Source organism: Campylobacter corcagiensis (assembly GCF_013201645.1).
GTDB classification, from domain to species: domain Bacteria; phylum Campylobacterota; class Campylobacteria; order Campylobacterales; family Campylobacteraceae; genus Campylobacter_B; species Campylobacter_B corcagiensis.
Genome location: NZ_CP053842.1, coordinates 996,282 through 1,011,851 on the forward strand (window position 1 = coordinate 996,282; position 15,570 = coordinate 1,011,851).

The 15,570-nt window shown below is 31.7% G+C and carries 16 protein-coding genes; 3 read left to right on the top strand and 13 right to left on the bottom strand.

Going from position 1 to position 15,570, the window contains the following annotated elements:
* Nucleotides 1-399: 399 nt before the first annotated feature.
* On the top strand, nt 400-666 hold the full coding sequence (locus tag CCORG_RS05160; protein ID WP_025803318.1) for a helix-turn-helix domain-containing protein: 267 nt from the start codon (nt 400-402) through the stop codon (nt 664-666).
* A complete protein-coding gene (locus tag CCORG_RS09040) occupies nt 647-772 on the top strand; it encodes a hypothetical protein (protein WP_265092848.1) in 126 nt (41 codons plus the stop codon). Before CCORG_RS05160 ends, CCORG_RS09040 begins: the two co-directional genes overlap by 20 nt.
* A 974-nt stretch (nt 773-1,746) precedes the next feature.
* Here CCORG_RS09040 and CCORG_RS05165 read toward each other — a convergent pair.
* The 4 genes from CCORG_RS05165 to CCORG_RS05180 form a co-directional block, all read right to left on the bottom strand.
* A complete protein-coding gene (locus tag CCORG_RS05165; protein WP_025803317.1) occupies nt 1,747-4,998 on the bottom strand; it encodes a YadA-like family protein in 3,252 nt (1,083 codons plus the stop codon).
* Nucleotides 4,999-5,281: 283 nt separating this feature from the next.
* On the bottom strand, nt 5,282-5,506 hold the full coding sequence (locus CCORG_RS05170) for a hypothetical protein (RefSeq protein ID WP_025803316.1): 225 nt from the start codon (nt 5,504-5,506) through the stop codon (nt 5,282-5,284).
* Nucleotides 5,493-6,539 (bottom strand): DHH family phosphoesterase, encoded by a 1,047-nt coding sequence (locus tag CCORG_RS05175; RefSeq protein WP_025803315.1) that lies wholly within the window; start codon nt 6,537-6,539, stop codon nt 5,493-5,495. Before CCORG_RS05175 ends, CCORG_RS05170 begins: the two co-directional genes overlap by 14 nt.
* Nucleotides 6,536-6,946, bottom strand: coding sequence for an RrF2 family transcriptional regulator (locus CCORG_RS05180; RefSeq protein ID WP_025803314.1), 411 nt, complete (start codon nt 6,944-6,946; stop codon nt 6,536-6,538). Before CCORG_RS05180 ends, CCORG_RS05175 begins: the two co-directional genes overlap by 4 nt.
* A 204-nt stretch (nt 6,947-7,150) precedes the next feature.
* On the opposite strand from CCORG_RS05180, the gene rpsO reads away from it, so the two are divergent.
* Entirely contained in the window at nt 7,151-7,423 is a 273-nt protein-coding gene (gene rpsO, locus CCORG_RS05185; protein WP_025803313.1) for a 30S ribosomal protein S15, read from the top strand.
* A 57-nt stretch (nt 7,424-7,480) separates the two neighbouring features.
* Here rpsO and cmoA read toward each other — a convergent pair whose 3' ends face one another.
* The 9 genes from cmoA to CCORG_RS05230 are packed head-to-tail and all read right to left on the bottom strand — an operon-like array spanning nt 7,481 to nt 15,570.
* Nucleotides 7,481-8,185, bottom strand: a complete 705-nt coding sequence (gene cmoA / locus CCORG_RS05190) for a carboxy-S-adenosyl-L-methionine synthase CmoA (protein ID WP_025803312.1) — start codon at nt 8,183-8,185, stop codon at nt 7,481-7,483.
* Nucleotides 8,182-8,985, bottom strand: a complete 804-nt coding sequence (locus CCORG_RS05195; RefSeq protein WP_025803311.1) for a bifunctional riboflavin kinase/FAD synthetase — start codon at nt 8,983-8,985, stop codon at nt 8,182-8,184. Before CCORG_RS05195 ends, cmoA begins: the two co-directional genes overlap by 4 nt.
* Nucleotides 8,967-9,494 (bottom strand): lipocalin family protein, encoded by a 528-nt coding sequence (locus CCORG_RS05200; RefSeq protein ID WP_025803310.1) that lies wholly within the window; start codon nt 9,492-9,494, stop codon nt 8,967-8,969. Before CCORG_RS05200 ends, CCORG_RS05195 begins: the two co-directional genes overlap by 19 nt.
* Nucleotides 9,463-10,161, bottom strand: coding sequence for a 23S rRNA (cytidine-2'-O)-methyltransferase TlyA (tlyA, locus tag CCORG_RS05205; RefSeq protein WP_025803309.1), 699 nt, complete (start codon nt 10,159-10,161; stop codon nt 9,463-9,465). Before tlyA ends, CCORG_RS05200 begins: the two co-directional genes overlap by 32 nt.
* Complete coding sequence (gene ligA, locus CCORG_RS05210) at nt 10,151-12,094, bottom strand: NAD-dependent DNA ligase LigA (protein WP_025803308.1); 1,944 nt, start codon at nt 12,092-12,094, stop codon at nt 10,151-10,153. The genes tlyA and ligA overlap by 11 nt, the downstream gene beginning before the upstream one ends.
* Complete coding sequence (folP, locus tag CCORG_RS05215) at nt 12,091-13,230, bottom strand: dihydropteroate synthase (RefSeq protein WP_025803307.1); 1,140 nt, start codon at nt 13,228-13,230, stop codon at nt 12,091-12,093. Before folP ends, ligA begins: the two co-directional genes overlap by 4 nt.
* A complete protein-coding gene (locus CCORG_RS05220) occupies nt 13,227-13,832 on the bottom strand; it encodes a DNA polymerase III subunit delta' (RefSeq protein ID WP_025803306.1) in 606 nt (201 codons plus the stop codon). The genes folP and CCORG_RS05220 overlap by 4 nt, the downstream gene beginning before the upstream one ends.
* Complete coding sequence (locus tag CCORG_RS05225) at nt 13,829-14,371, bottom strand: HobA family DNA replication regulator (RefSeq protein ID WP_025803305.1); 543 nt, start codon at nt 14,369-14,371, stop codon at nt 13,829-13,831. Before CCORG_RS05225 ends, CCORG_RS05220 begins: the two co-directional genes overlap by 4 nt.
* Entirely contained in the window at nt 14,371-15,570 is a 1,200-nt protein-coding gene (locus CCORG_RS05230) for an aspartate kinase (RefSeq protein ID WP_025803304.1), read from the bottom strand. The genes CCORG_RS05225 and CCORG_RS05230 overlap by 1 nt, the downstream gene beginning before the upstream one ends.

Here is a 15,570-nt window from a genome sequence, read left to right on the forward strand (position 1 = left end):
CTTTCCTTTTCCTTAAAGTTAGCACTCTTTAATTTAATTGCTAGGTGTATTATACAATATGAGTCTATCATTGTCAAGGTTTTTAACTGATTTTATAATTTTAAAGGTTGAGTCACTAAGACTTATAGTTAATTTTTACTGAATTTACTAAAATTTGACTAAATTTATAATATTTATGATAAAATACAAAATACATAAAATTTAACGCATTATTTTATGTAACTTAATACACAATTAAGTGGATATTTTATTCAGTTTAATGTTTCTTTAATCTAACTTCTTGTATAATACACACATAATTTATCATAAATCATACATAAAAATGTATATTTTATGAATGTTTAATGGTATTTATACATTTTTATGTATAAATATAGAAATTTTCTGTATAATATCACTATGGAAGTAAGTGATATTTTTAATATTTTACATAACGCTGTTGAGTCAAAATATATGGGAAAGAAAATTTCTCAGTCTGCCATGGCAAAAAAGCTTGGAGTTTCTATGAGAACTTATCAAGATTGGCGTCTTGGAAATAGCAGACCAGGTGCTGTAATGGCTGTATTTACAATGCTTAGTGAGCTTGACGATGATGAAAGTGCATTTGTACTAAATAAGATAAAAAAACTTATAAAAAAGGATGGTTATGCAAAGAGTGACAGTTAAAGAGAGGAATGAACTTGAAAAGATTTTTTTATTATCTTGCAAAAGAGATAGTAAATTTAGAGAAATTTACAACTTTATCCTTAAAAAAATAGGTCTTAAAAAATAATCTATAAATTCTTATTGTATTATAAACTCTCACAAACCCTATAGATTTGGGGTTTGCTTTAATATATAAAGCGTTAAATATATTAATACATATCTTACCATAAATCTGCTGTTTAATTTGCAAAAGAGTAAATAAAAAGTCATAAACAAAAGAAGTATGATATGCAGATACTTTTAGATTAAATAATAAACTATCTAAAAAATTTAAAACCCTTGTAAATAAAACAAAAAGAACCAAATCTTATTACTTGTAAGATATGGTCAAAAATATACCTGATGATTATAAGGAAACTATGAAATCAATAAATAAAATCAGTGGTACAACCTGCTCATTAGATGAAATTTCATCTTTGTATGGTTACGAAAGTTTATAACTAACTAATAAAGCTAAAAAAAAAGACTTTTCAAAGCTTGATAAGCATATACAAAAGTAGATTTTAAAAAATTAAAGTTTATAGATATTTAAGTAATCCAAAAAATAATGAAAACGTTTAGCAAAAAATTTATTTGTTATTTGGAGATATAGAATTCCAAACTTATAATTTTATTGATTAAAATTTTTCATAGAAAAATATTTACGGCTACAATAGTACAATATATATAAAAATTAAAACCTAAAACTAAGCTATATATTTTTTAAATTAATAAACTAAATTTCTTAAAAATACCATATAAAAACTAATAATGCTTATATGACGGAGTATCTAAGTGATGATGAATTAAAGCATTTTACAATTAATATATAACCAAAACATAAAATACTAATCGTATAGCATACTTTTATTTTATAACCATAAGCTTATTAAAAAGATAAGAATGAGCTAAATTTATAGCAGAAGTTAAAAATAACTATATGTATTTATATATTTGGTTAAACATGAGATAAAGAGTATATAAATTTGCAATTATTTAAAGTTTAAAAGTAAAAAGAGCACTCCAAAATTTGGAGTGCTTATATTTTAGAAATCTTAAAATTTAGTTAAAGAAATATCCGACTGAACCACCAACAGTTGCATTTTCTTGAGAATCATAACTAACACCACCTTTAAATATCCATTTTCCATCATCACTCATTCCAGATAGTCCTAAAGACACAGCACTTTCACCCTTGTGATGACCAGCTCCGATTGCTATTAGAGATTTTCCTGGAACGGTTGATTGTGGAAGCATGCCAAGAGCTACAGCAGAAGCAATCCCAGCTCTACTTTCATCTCTTAATTCTTCCATATCGCTATAAACATTAGCTAAGCGGTTGTTTAGGTATCTTAAATTTACCGCATCAGTGTCATATACTGGATTTGCGACATTACTTATAGTTCTTTCATGGCCTTTGCTACCAACTGAGACTGTGTTATCTCTACCATAGTCGTTTGACCCACCGCCAATGGCAACTGAGTTTGTTCCAGTTGATTTAGGTTTATCTTTTGCCCATTTTTCTTTTTTATCACTTTGTTTTATACCAGCATCTCCAGCTTTTATGCTTTTAATCTGTCCAACAGTAGCTGCGTCAGTGTCATCTTCGCCATCAGCTAAATTTGTGATTTTATTTTTGCCATTATCTAAACCATTTTTTGTTAGTTTAACATCACCTTTGCTTGGATCATCTTGTTTAATGGTAACCCCATTATTATCTATGGTAGTTTTGTTATCTATAGCGACTTTGTTACTTGAAATTTTAACTTTATCGTTTTTGATTTCATTTTTAGTTATTTCGACCTTATCGCCAACTTTTAAGCCATTTTCATCAAGCTTAACATTTTTGATTTTCACACTATTATCGCTGATGGCAACATTTCCAACACTTACTTTATCAAAGCTTACATCTTTTTTAGTTTCAACCTTGTAAATTTTATTTCCATTTGCTCCAGTTGTTTGAGTAACTACTATGTTATCTCCAGCTGTAACCTCTGTGTTACTTTTAGCTATATTTGATTGTAAATTTTGAGTTATGCTAAGAAGCTGATCTTCTGTGGCAGCTCTACCTGAAACAATATCATCTTTTGTATAACCAGCGTTCCAAGTTGTATTTGTAAGACCTGTGATAGCTCTACTACCATTATCATTTTTAATAACGATCGCATCATTTCCACTACCAATAGTTATTTTATTAGCTTCTATTTTTGTAAGCTTATCGCCATCTTCAAACTCAGCACTTGTTAAATTTTTAAGCTCAGGGTTTAAACTTACTTTCTTTTTAGTCTTATCATCTTCATCAGAAGCAACTACTATGTTTGTGTTATCACCTACTACATCTGATATTTTATTACCTAAATTTTGATTAATGTTATTTAGTTCTGTTTTATTGATAAAAGTTTCATCACTATAATCTTTAAGTGATTTAAGTTGAGCGACATTAACTGCATCGGTAGGATTTGTTCCTGCTGCAACATTTGTTATTTGACGAGTGATAGCCCCACCTTGGTATCCTGAAGCTCTACCGATAGAAACTGCTGCTGCAGTGCTTTTCCAAATATGATTTGTTTCCGTGCTTCGCTTTCCTGTTTTAAAATCCCAACCAGCCTGATCTTTATCTGTATTTGCTACAGAAAATGAGCCTAGAGCAATTGAATTTATAATATTTGCTTGTGCTTGATGTCCGATAGCTGTTGTATTATCTCCTTTTGCGTTTGTTTCACTACCAAGAGCCATGGCATAATATCCATCAGATGTAGCTTTATATCCTAATGCTGTACTATAATTATTTTTTGCATTAGCCTGTTTTCCGATGGCTGTTGAAGCATAGCCATTTGCAACAGTACTTTCTCCTATTGCTATACTACTATGATCATCAGTTTGAGCTTTATTTCCTATTGCAATATCATAAGAGCCTTTTGTAATCGAATTTGCTCCTAAAGCTACTGAAAATTGACTTTCATTTGTAGCTTCATATCCAATAGCTACTGATTTAAGATCTTCATTTTTTGAATTTGTTCCTATGGCTATTGAGTGATCAGATTGTTTTGTAGTATGTGCTTCTTTGTCTTCTATTCTTTTTTGATTTGTAGCATTTTCGCCTATGCTTATTGAATTTACACTTTCTGATTTAGCGTTTTTACCAATGGCTACAGTATTTTCCTTGCTGGCTTTTGCCTTATATCCTATAGTAGTAGAATTTCGTCCAGAAGCATTTGCTTCACTACCCAATGCTATAGCCAATAATCCATTAGATATAGCCTTTTCACCTAAAGACATAGAGTAATTTCCATTTGCTATAGATCGAAATCCTATAGCTGTAGCGCTATTTCCAGTAGCTTTTGCCATAACTCCTATTGCATTGCTAGTATGTCCAGTAGCTTGTGATAGTGCACCTATAGCATTACTATTTTCGCCTAGTGCTTTAGCTCCAGCACCAAATGCGTTGCTATTAGTTCCTTTAGATTCTGATGATGTACCTATAGCATTACTATTTTCGCCTAGTGCTTGCGATTTATTTCCTATAGCACTACTTCTATCGCCTTCTGAATTTGCTAGTGTTCCAATTGCTATTCCATCAAGTAAAAGAGATTTTGCTTGTGTTCCTATGGCAACACTTTGTTCTCCTTTTGCAACAGAAAAACTTCCAATAGATATGTCGTTTTTATTTTCAGCAAAAGCATTTCTACCTATTGCATTGCTTTGTTGTCCGGTTGCTTTTGCTTTTGTCCCTATGGCTTGACTATCCAAGCCAGATGATTTAGCCCCAACTCCTATAGCTTGACTTTGTTCCCCGCTTGCTTCCGCTTGTTTTCCTATAGCTTGACTTTGTTCCCCGCTTGATTTGGCTAATATTCCTATAGCTTGACTTTGTCTTCCTTTGGCATTTGCACCATACCCAATAGCAGTTCCTAGATAACCTTCTGATTTTGAATTCATACCTAAAGCCATACTATAATCACCTAATGCTTCAGCCTCATATCCAATAGCTGTTGATGTTTCACCTTTTGCTTGTGCACGTGTTCCTATAGCCATAGAAAATGGTTTTTCTGTTTTTGCTCCATTGCCAATAGCTATGGAATTTGAACCTTGTGTCAAAGCATCTTTTCCAAAAGCTATATTTGTATCGTTAAATCTAGATATAACTAAAATTTTATCTGATGCGATAACACTCTTTGGATCTGAGTTTTTAATAATATACTCATTTCCGTCTTTTACCACCTCGACCAAATTACCATTATCAATGGTATAAAAATTCCCTGCAAATAGCACATTTGCAAGAACCAAAAAAAATACCACTTTTGATATTTTCATAATTCTCTCCCTTAGAATAAAAATAATTTAGAATTATAGCATATATTAAATAAAATTAAAATAAATTTAAATTATTATAATATAGTGAGTTTTAAAATTATACTTCAAGAAGCGTGTGATAAATAAATAATCTATACTTAAAAAAAGATTTTTACACGGTTACTATAGTTTTATTATGATGAAAAACTATAACTTTTGAAATTATACTATTTAGTCAGTTTTTAATTATGTGTTATTAAAGGGCTAAATTTATTAAATTTTGCCCTTATAGCTTAATTTAAATTTACTTCTTAAAAAACTCAGGGTGATCTGCTTTTAGAAATTTAACGACCTCTATAACTTCATCCACACCCTTTAAATCCTTATCATCAAGAGCTTCATCTATCATCTCAACATAAACTTCAGCGGCTTTCCTAAGATATTTTTTATCCACACCTGCAAAATATAAAACAGCTTCTAAAAGCACACTTACTTCATACATAAGATCATTTATCTCATTTTGATTCATCAATACTCTCCGTTTTTGTCTTTATAAGTCCAGCTATTTGAGACCTAATATCTTCATAAATATATCCATCCTTAAACCCAGCATAAAACCCACCACTAGCATTTATATGTCCACCGCCACCAACTAAGTGCTTTGAAATTTGACTAACATCGGCGTTACCATTTGCTCTAAAGCTCATCGTTTTTCTACTTGTGACATCTAAGAAGAAGTCTATATCTGGGTTTGCCACTAAAAAGTCATTTCCTATAACCGAAGTGTTGCCGATATTGTAAGTTAAAATGCCTTTTTTATCAAGATAGTTTATCTCAAATTTAGCCCTATCTTGAGTAAGTTTTTCAACTACATATTTTGAGATTAGGTTGCTTAATGTATCATCATCGCCATCTATAAAAAATTCCTTTTTCAAGCCATGAGTTGCCCCGTCAAGCTTGATATGAGCGTTATCTTTACCCATAAATTCACGTGCTTTTTTTAGCAAGTAAAATATATACTCCCTGCTTTCTTTAGTAAACATCACGCTATTTATCTCTTTAGCTCCTGCTACAAGTCCTAAACAAACCTTGCCAAACTCGAAGTATATATCATCTTTAAGCCAGATATCAACTGAATTTACCATTTTCACAAACTCACCCAAATCACTATCTTCGCCTAAAATTTGACTAAAAAACTCATAAGTTATAAGAGTTGCACATCTTGAACTATCAAGTAGATACCAAGGGTATTTTTTAGCGCATTCTAATCCACTTTGATGGTGATCAAGTAGTAAAATTTTAGCGTTTAGTTCTTTAGCTTTTTTCTCAAAACACTCACATTGTGATAAGCTTAGATTAAGATCTGTAACTAATATAAGTGATTTTTTACTCTCATCTTGATATAAACTTTCTTCTATCAAAGAGACTATTTGGTTAAATTTAGCATCTATTTCTTTGCCGTAATTAGAGTTAAAAAATTCTATATCTTTAAAATAAAAATTTGTGACAATTTGAGCAGAATATCCATCTAAATCCGTGTGAGAAAGGTGATAAACTCTCATATTTTAGCACCATTTTCTAGGATTTTTTGTAGAGTTATCCCGCCCATATAGTTATCGATTTGATTTTGTATATCATTAAACATATGCCAAATTTTACAGCTATCACCTTTTTCACAGCTCTGTTTTGACCTAGAACACTCAAAAACACTCATCTCATGTCTTTCTGCACTCTCTATAATCTCAAGAAGCGTAAGGTTTTGTGGATTTTTTGCCATCAAAAAACCACCATTTGCACCTTTGAAGGAATTTAGTATCCCATCACGAGCTAAATTTTGTAAAATTTTAGCAAGAAAACTCTTAGAAATATCAAGCTCTTTTGACATAGTTTCAACATCTTGTGGTGTACTTTTGCTTGAAATGTAAATAAGTGACAAAAGTGCATATTCACTAGCTTTGGTAAAAAGCATACTCTCTCCTTAAATTTAAAACCACATTTTAACCAAATTCAGATAAAAAAGTACTAAAATTGTAGCTTTAATCAATAAATATTAAACACAATATTTTAGTAAAATCTATAGATGTTTTTATATAAACTAACTAATTTTAGTAAAATTTAAGTAAAAATTGCTATAATTAGCCCTTGTATTAATTTTACCGTTCAGGAGGTCATTATGGCTTTAGATCAGGCTCAAAAAGCACAAATAGTTGCCCAATTCGCAAAAAAAGATGGCGATACAGGTTCATCAGAGGTTCAAATAGCACTTCTTACAGAGAAGATTAAACAGCTTACTTCTCACATTCAGTCTAACCCAAAAGACTTTTCATCAAGACTAGGTCTACTAAAAATGGTTAGCCAAAGAAAAAGACTTATGAAATACCTTAAAAATAAAGATTATAATAGATATTCTAGTTTAATAGAAAAACTAAATCTTAAGGATAGATAAATAAAGCCCTAAATTTAGGGCTTTAATCAAAATTTACCATCTTAATTAAAAGTAAAGTTATTTTATAGCTACAAAACTAGCAAAATTTCCCCATTTAAATAGCGTTTCAACTACTCTAAAACCTGCCTTTTTTAGCATATCTATATTTTCATACTCACTAAATGGAATAAGTACATTTTCTAACGCTTCACGCTTTTGAGCTATCTCAAATTTTGAATAACCCTGCTCTAGTTTATACTGAGCATAAATTTCTATCATATCCTTACTCATCTTTTTATCTTCAAAAATAACCTTCTCACTTAGAACAAATACTCCATTTTCAACCAAATTATCATAAATTTTAGCTATGAATTTCTCTCTTTTTAAAGGGCGGATAAACTGAAGAGTATAATTCATGATAATAGCATCGTTTAACCCAAGTTCAAATTCTAAAATATCAGAGTTGATTAGATTTAAATTCGCACCATATGCCGCTGCTTTACTTTTAGCATTTTCTAACATAGATGGTGAGTTATCAACTCCAGTAAGAGTAAATTTAGGATTTAACTCAAAAAGCTTTAAAAGCATAGCAGCAGTTGAACAGCCAAGATCTAAAATCCTAGCATCTTTTGGCACGCTTAAAAGCAAGAATTTAGCTATTAAGTCACTTGAAATTTGATAGTATGGAACTGATCTATTTATCATATCATCAAATACACTTGCTACATTTTCATCAAATTCAAACTGCTTTGTTATAGGCTTTGTAAAGACTTCATCTCTCATGATAAAATCTCCTTTGTTCTTATAATATCTTTTGAAATTTGTGATTTTAAATCACCTAAATCATTAAATTTATGATTTTCTCTTATATATGAAATTAACTCAACGCTTAAATTTTTAGGCTCCACACAAAATGACTCTAAAATGTGGGTTTCTATGCTAAATTTACTATCAGTTGAAACTCTATCTCCTATAAAAGTCACGCTTTTATATCTTTTAAAATCAAATTTAGTAAAACTAGCATAAACACCACTTTTAGGCAAAAACTGCATCTCATTAGGCTCTAAATTTAAAGTAGCAAAGAGCTTTTCTTTGCCAAGACCTTGACCTTTTATAACCTTGCCATAAATTTCAAAATTTCGCCCTAAAAGTTCATTTGCTTTTTTTACATCGCCACTAGTAAAAAGCTTTTTAATTACGCTAGTGTGAACGCTTGTGCCACTGTAAATAAACTCATCTATTATGATAACTTCGCCATCAAATAAAACCTTTAAATCCTTAGCAGATGAGAGTCTGTTTTTGCCAAATTTAAAATCATATCCAACTACTAAACGCTTTAAATTTGGAAATTCTTTAGATAAAAGTAAAACAAAATCCTTACCACTTAAAGCTTTAATCTCATCAAGATTGTAGTAAAAAATAGCCAAATTTGTAAAATTTTCACGCTTTGGGGTTAGCTTTTTATCACTATTTTCTATGACCAAAATAGCGCCTTTACAAAGCTTTTCTAAAAGCTTAGTATGACCCCTGTGAAAACCATCAAAATGCCCGATAGCTAAGGATTTTATCTCTGTTTTATCCACTCGATCCTACCTATATCAAAGCCATCTGATTTTGCCTTGTCTTTATATATAACTCTTACAACTTCTGGAATGGTTTTTGCTCTTGATACAATAGAGATATCTTTATTTCCGATATACATCATAGCGTATTGATAGCGGTCATTTCTAACGATATAAAGTGGCTCATAAATTAGCCCGTATCTACTTATCTCAAGCATACTAGCGTTTTTATCATCAAGCCCAAAACGAGCTAAGAACTGCTCTTTTTTACTACTGCCATCAGGCAAATGACCAGTTTTTACAACTCTAATCTTGCCATTATCAACTGCGAAATTTACTTTGATATCACTTAAATTTGAGCTGTTTTTTGTACTTCCAACTTCATACCAAGTTCCTGTAAAATCATAGATATTAAAATTATCTTTAACCTGAAAAACTTTTTGTTCTTTTTGTGCAAAACAGCCAGCCATAAAAATGGCTATAAAAACTACAAAAAAACTACTTTTTAAATAGGTAAAATATCTCTTCATTTCCATCCTTTCCTAAAACTTTACTCGCTTTTTTATCTATCATCAAAAGCCCTAGTTTAGCAGCATTTAGTTCAAATCTTTTAGCTGCTTTTTCAATGGCTTTTTTATCAACGACTACACCTTTTTTATCTCTTTTTGTATCTTTTCCCACTTCAAACTGGGGCTTAAAAAGCAAAATAGCAAACTCACTAAAAAGCTGTGAAATTTTATCTAAGACTAAATTTAGAGATATAAAACTTATATCACAAGTTAAAATTTCAAAGCTTTTATCGCTTTTAAAATCCCTTATATCGCAGTTTTCTTTAATTACAACATTTGCTTTATCTCTTAAAATTTCACTAAGCTGAGATGAGCCAACATCAACAGCTACAACTTCTTTTACGCCATTTTCTAGTAAAATTTGAACAAATCCACCAGTAGAACTTCCTACATCAATAGCACTCTTACCAGCTAAATCTAGTGGCACTTCTTTTAAAAAACTTTTAAGTTTAAGAGCTGCTCTTGATACATAAATTTTAGACCTTGCTACTATATTACCACTATCTATCTCAAGGCTTGGTTTAGATAAAATTTCACCATCAAGTAAAATTTCACCATTTTTTATCATCTCGCTAGCTTTGTTACGGCTTATATTTAGGGCATTTGCGGTATATAAATCAGCTCTCACTTAAATCCTTAAACTCTAACTCATCTATAACTTTTATACCTAACTCTTTAGCCTTATCAAGCTTACTTCCTGCATCGTTTCCAGCTAGAACGAAGTCTGTTTTTTTAGATACAGATGAGCTTACTTTTGCTCCCATTTTAATGAGTGCTTCTTTGAAAAAATCTCTACTTTTACTCAAAGTTCCAGTAATCACAACTGTTTTACCACTAAATGCACTATTTTTTATCTCAAGTTTAGTTGAAGTTGGCTTTATAGCTTCTAAAAGCTCTAAAATTTCACCCATATTTACAGCTATAAACTGCACAAAACTCTCACTCATCGCCACCCCAAATCCATCAAGACCTAAAATTTCATCTTTGCTAGCATTTAGCCAGTTTTCACCAAATGCATCAGCTATCTTTCTAGCTGCAACCTCTCCTATGTGTTCTATGCCAAGAGATGTTATAAAGCGGTAAAGCGGAGCATTTTTTGAAGACTCAATAGCGTTTAATAAATTTGTAATCTTTTTTTCTTTAAAACCTTCTAAATCCACAAAATCACTAAATTTTAGATGATAAATATCAATAATCTTTGAAATTTTACCCTTGCTATATAAAATTTCTATGATTTTACTTCCAAGACCATCTATATCCATACAGTTTTTAGAAGTAAAATATATAAGTGAGTTTAATACTCTTGCCCTACAGTCTAAATTTTGACACTTGATAAAAATTTCTTCTTCATACAAAGCACTTCCGCACTCTGGGCAGTTTTTAGGCTTTTGTATTGATACTTCGCTACCATCTCGTCTATCTTTAAAAACGCTTAAAATTTTAGGTATCACATCGCCACTTCGTATAATAGTAACATAATCACCAATCATCAGCCCAAGTCGCTTAATCTCACTAAAATTATGAAGTGTAGCGTTTCTAACCACAGCTCCGTCTATATTTACAGGCTCAAGTTCAGCTACAGGCGTTACAACGCCACTTCTGCCAACTTGTAAAGCAACTCCTAAAAGCTTTGTGGTTTTTTCCAAAGGTGGAAATTTGTAAGCAACCATGAATTTTGGAAATTTCACAGTATATCCAAGCTCTTCGCATTTTGCCAAATCATCAACTCTAACAACCATTCCATCCATCATAATATCTTTGCTTTGACGCATTTTTGTTAGCTCTTCATAAGCGTTTTGAACATCTTTTTGACTGCTACAAATTCTTACAAACTCATCTTTTAAAAAGCCAAGAGAAGATATGAATTTCATAATCTCACTATGAGTAGTAAAATCAAGCTCGTTTGTCCCAACACCCCATGGAATAAATTTAAGCTTTCTACTAGCTGTTATAGAGGAATCAAGCTGCCTTAAACTCCCAGCTGCTGCATTTCTAGGATTTGCTAATGGTGGCAAGTTTAAACTTTGTCTTTCTAAATTTATATCTTCAAAATCACTTTTTGCAATCACAACTTCACCGCGTATCTCGATACGACCCTTATAGCTTATATTTTTTAAAACAGACTTGATTGTTTTAGCATTTTGAGTTATATCTTCGCCAACCCTGCCATCCCCTCTTGTACTAGCCCTAACTAAAGTGCCATTTTCATATAGCAAATTCATACTACTTCCATCAAATTTTGGCTCACAGTAGAGTTTAAGACCAACTTTACTACCTCTTTTTATCCAAGCATTTAGTTCATTAAAGTTAGTGACATTTTCCATCGACCACATTGGCTCAATGTGCTCTACTTGGCTAAATTTAGCACTTACATCATCACCTACTCTTAAAGTTGGAGAATCAGGCAAAATATCGTTTGGATGCTTGCTTTCATAAGCTACGACCTTAGCATAAAGTTCATCATACTCAGCATCGCTTGCTAAGGGTTTATCATCTGTATAGTAAGCTTTTGCCCATAAATTTAGTGTTTTTATGGCTTTTTTATAATCTTCAAAACTCACCAATTAACTCCTAAATTCTCATAAACTTCAGCCATTTTAAACATTTGAGCATGCTCGCTTACATCGTGAGTTCTTATAATAGTAGCGCCATTTTCGTAAGCTTTAAGGTGTAAATAAAGGCTTCCTGGCAAACGATCTTTAATTTCTGCTTTTGTGTAGTGACCTATGACGCTTTTGCGGCTTGCCCCTACAAACAAAGGAAATCCAAAGCGTAAAAAATGCTCTAAATGCTTAATCAAGTACATATTATCAGCCATACTTTTACCAAAACCAATACCCACATCAAGGACGATTTTTTTACAACCATAGCTTTCACACTCGGCTATTTTTTCTTCAAAAAATGAATCAATCTCGCCTATTAAATCATCATATTTTGGTTCATCTTGCATGGTAGTAGGATCGCCTTTCATATGCATAAGGCAATACTGAGCATCATAACTTGCAGCTAATTTAGCAAGAGATGTATCACCAGTAATATCATTTATCATAGAAAAACCGTGATCTAGAGCAAATTTAAGACATCTCTCATCAAAACTATCAAGGCTAAATTTAGCCTTTTTGTATAAATTTTGGCGATAAATTTCAGATATGACGCCATTTATGCGTCTAAATTCCTCATCACTTCCACAATACTTGCTTCCAGGACGACTCGAAACACCACCTAAATCAATATAACTTGCACCATTTTCTATGTGGTTTAAAATGCGTGAAATAGCTGTGCTTTCATCCACACGGCTATCTTTATTAAAGCTATCGGTGTTAATATTTGTCACGCCCATTATCTCTGGTTTTTTTGGTTTTTTAAAATTTTGCTTTAAAAATTTGGCTAAATTTTTAAGTCCAAAATCTTGTAAAGCCTCTTTTTTAGCTAAAATTTCTACTTGTTTATCATTTGCTATTAAAAGTGCTTGAGTGCTGTCATCGCCAAGTATCACGCTTTGGTTACAAACAAGCTCAGCACCGATGCTAAGAGCGTCTTGTTTTAGAATATTTGCTGCAGCAGCTTTGATGTTTTTGATAAAAAAAAAGTTTAAATTTGCCTTTTTGCTCATCAAAATTTCACCCATTTTTTCTGGCTTTATAATATTACAAATTTCAGTGAAATTTGTATCTTTATTTACTTTATAAATTTTCATCTTTTATCTCCTATCATTAAAAGAAGCGGCGTTAAAATAGCTCTAGCTTTTGTATTTAGATTTGCTAAAACAAATAGTTTATTTATGTACTCTAGCTCACTTGTGTTAAATTTTACGCCTTGTAAAATGCTTGTTTTTACTACAGAGTGAACTAAATTTAAAAGCTCTTCTTTGCTTAAATCGCCTTTTTTTTCCAAAGCAACTTTTTCCTTTAAAAAAGTGTTAATATCGTGAAGGGTTAGTTTTTTAAAATTTAGATCTATTTTAGGAATTTCTACCTTTTCTAAGCGATTTATGATAGCCAAACGAGAGCGAATCGTAGGCAAAAAGAGTGATTTTGATCCGCCAACTAGGATAAATTCTATATTTTTAGGGCTATCTTCAAGCACTAAAAGAAGAGCGTTTTGAGCTTCTGTTCTAAATTTTTGACCCATTAAAACTATGGTTTTTAAAGAATTTTCAGCAATATATGCTTCATCAATTGCTGATCTTGCATCATCTATTAAAATTTCACTATTTTCATAAAATTTGCTGTTTTTATTTTGAGATAAAATTTCAGCTTTTACGCTATCAAAATTGTTTGATATGATGATTTTATTCAAAGCGTAACCTCATCAAAAAGTGCAGCACTTACGCTACTATCAAAAAGCTTAAAAAGCTGGATGAGCTTTATATCTAAATTTTCATCTTGACTATCAAGGTAAAATGCATTCTCACTATGCTCATCAATAAGCCACATATAGCTATTTTCGCTACTTTTTGCTACTTTTGCTAAAGGATGGCTACCTCTTCCTACATAAAAAAACATATATCCATTTGGAAAAGCAAGAGTTAACATATCATTTAGTAGTTCAATGCTCTCTTTGGTATTTATATAATCTAAATTTGAAGCAACTGCACGAAGTGAAAAAAACGGCACAAGCGGTCGTTCGTTCTCTCTGGCGTTTATATTTTGAAGAGCGTATTTCTCAAACCAACGCCTCTGTTCATCACAAAAAAAGATAAAGCTACTTCCTTGAAGCATAAATTTAACTTTTGAAGCAACTAAAGGTGTCCACTCTTCTCTTCTATCTTCCATCCAAGTGGACATAAAAGTATCTTTTCTAATACGCTCCAAACTCCACTTATAGAGATCTTTCATTATGCATTTAATCCATACGCATCATGAAATAATCTTACTGCTAATTCGCCATATTTTGCATCAACAATAACTGAAATTCTTATCTCACTCGTTGATATCATTTGGATATTTATGCCATTATTTGCTAAAGTTTCAAACGCTGTACTAGCAATGCCACTATGGCTTTTCATACCAATTCCAACAATAGAAACTTTAACTATATCGCTATCGCTTTCAACATTTAAATTCTCACCTAAATTATTAAGTGCACTTACAGCTTTATCTAGTTCATTTTGTGGAACTGTAAAGCTTAAATTAGCAACTCCGTTTTTGCCAACATTTTGGATAATCATATCAACATTTATCTCTTTTTGAGATAGTTTTTTAAAAATTTTAGCCGCCACACCTGGTTTATCTTCAATATCTCTAATGCCTACTCTTGCTTGATTTCTATCTAAGGCTATACCGCTTATTATAACGCCTTCCATTGAATTTTCTCCTGTTATTAATGTTCCTTCGTGTTCATTGAAGCTACTTCTTGTTACTAGATTGATGTTTAGTTTTTTTGCTAGTTCAACTGAGCGATTTAGCAAAACTTTTGCACCAAGACTAGCTAGTTCTAGCATCTCATCATAACTTACTTTATCTAGCTTTTTAGCCTTTGGTTCAATTCTTGGATCAGTTGTGTAAACCCCATCCACATCGGTATAAATTTCACAAAGATCTGCTTTTAAAGCTCCAGCTATAGCTACAGCTGACAAGTCACTCCCACCACGACCTAAAGTCGTAACATCTCCATTTTTATTTACACCTTGAAATCCCGCAACAACTACAATTTTACCATCTTTTAAAGCATTTTGGATTGCTACTGGATCTATGACCTCAATCTTTGATTTTGTATGAAAATCATCAGTTTTAATACCAGCTTGTCTTCCGCTAAATGCAACTGATGGATAGCCTTTAGCTGTTAGGGCAATGGCTAAGAGTGAACTTGTAACTCTCTCTCCAGCACTTAAAAGCATATCATACTCTCTTTCGCTTGGGTTTTTATCGAAATACTCAGCATATTCAATAAGCTTATTTGTTACTCCACTCATTGCTGAAACGATAACTACTACATCATTACCAGCATCTTTTGTTTTAATAACCCTTTTAGCAACTTCATCTATCCTTTCAAGTGTACCAACACTCGTGCCACCATATTTTTGAACTATAAGCAT

Coding starts and splice junctions, on each gene's coding strand:
- CCORG_RS05160 (WP_025803318.1), top strand. CDS start 400: ATGGAAGTAAGTGATATTTTTAATATTTTACATAACGCTGTTGAGTCA.
- CCORG_RS09040 (WP_265092848.1), top strand. CDS start 647: ATGCAAAGAGTGACAGTTAAAGAGAGGAATGAACTTGAAAAGATTTTT.
- CCORG_RS05165 (WP_025803317.1), bottom strand. CDS start 4,998: ATGAAAATATCAAAAGTGGTATTTTTTTTGGTTCTTGCAAATGTGCTA.
- CCORG_RS05170 (WP_025803316.1), bottom strand. CDS start 5,506: ATGAATCAAAATGAGATAAATGATCTTATGTATGAAGTAAGTGTGCTT.
- CCORG_RS05175 (WP_025803315.1), bottom strand. CDS start 6,539: ATGAGAGTTTATCACCTTTCTCACACGGATTTAGATGGATATTCTGCT.
- CCORG_RS05180 (WP_025803314.1), bottom strand. CDS start 6,946: ATGCTTTTTACCAAAGCTAGTGAATATGCACTTTTGTCACTTATTTAC.
- rpsO (WP_025803313.1), top strand. CDS start 7,151: ATGGCTTTAGATCAGGCTCAAAAAGCACAAATAGTTGCCCAATTCGCA.
- cmoA (WP_025803312.1), bottom strand. CDS start 8,185: ATGAGAGATGAAGTCTTTACAAAGCCTATAACAAAGCAGTTTGAATTT.
- CCORG_RS05200 (WP_025803310.1), bottom strand. CDS start 9,494: ATGAAGAGATATTTTACCTATTTAAAAAGTAGTTTTTTTGTAGTTTTT.
- folP (WP_025803307.1), bottom strand. CDS start 13,230: ATGAAAATTTATAAAGTAAATAAAGATACAAATTTCACTGAAATTTGT.
- CCORG_RS05225 (WP_025803305.1), bottom strand. CDS start 14,371: ATGAAAGATCTCTATAAGTGGAGTTTGGAGCGTATTAGAAAAGATACT.
- CCORG_RS05230 (WP_025803304.1), bottom strand. CDS start 15,570: ATGCTTATAGTTCAAAAATATGGTGGCACGAGTGTTGGTACACTTGAA.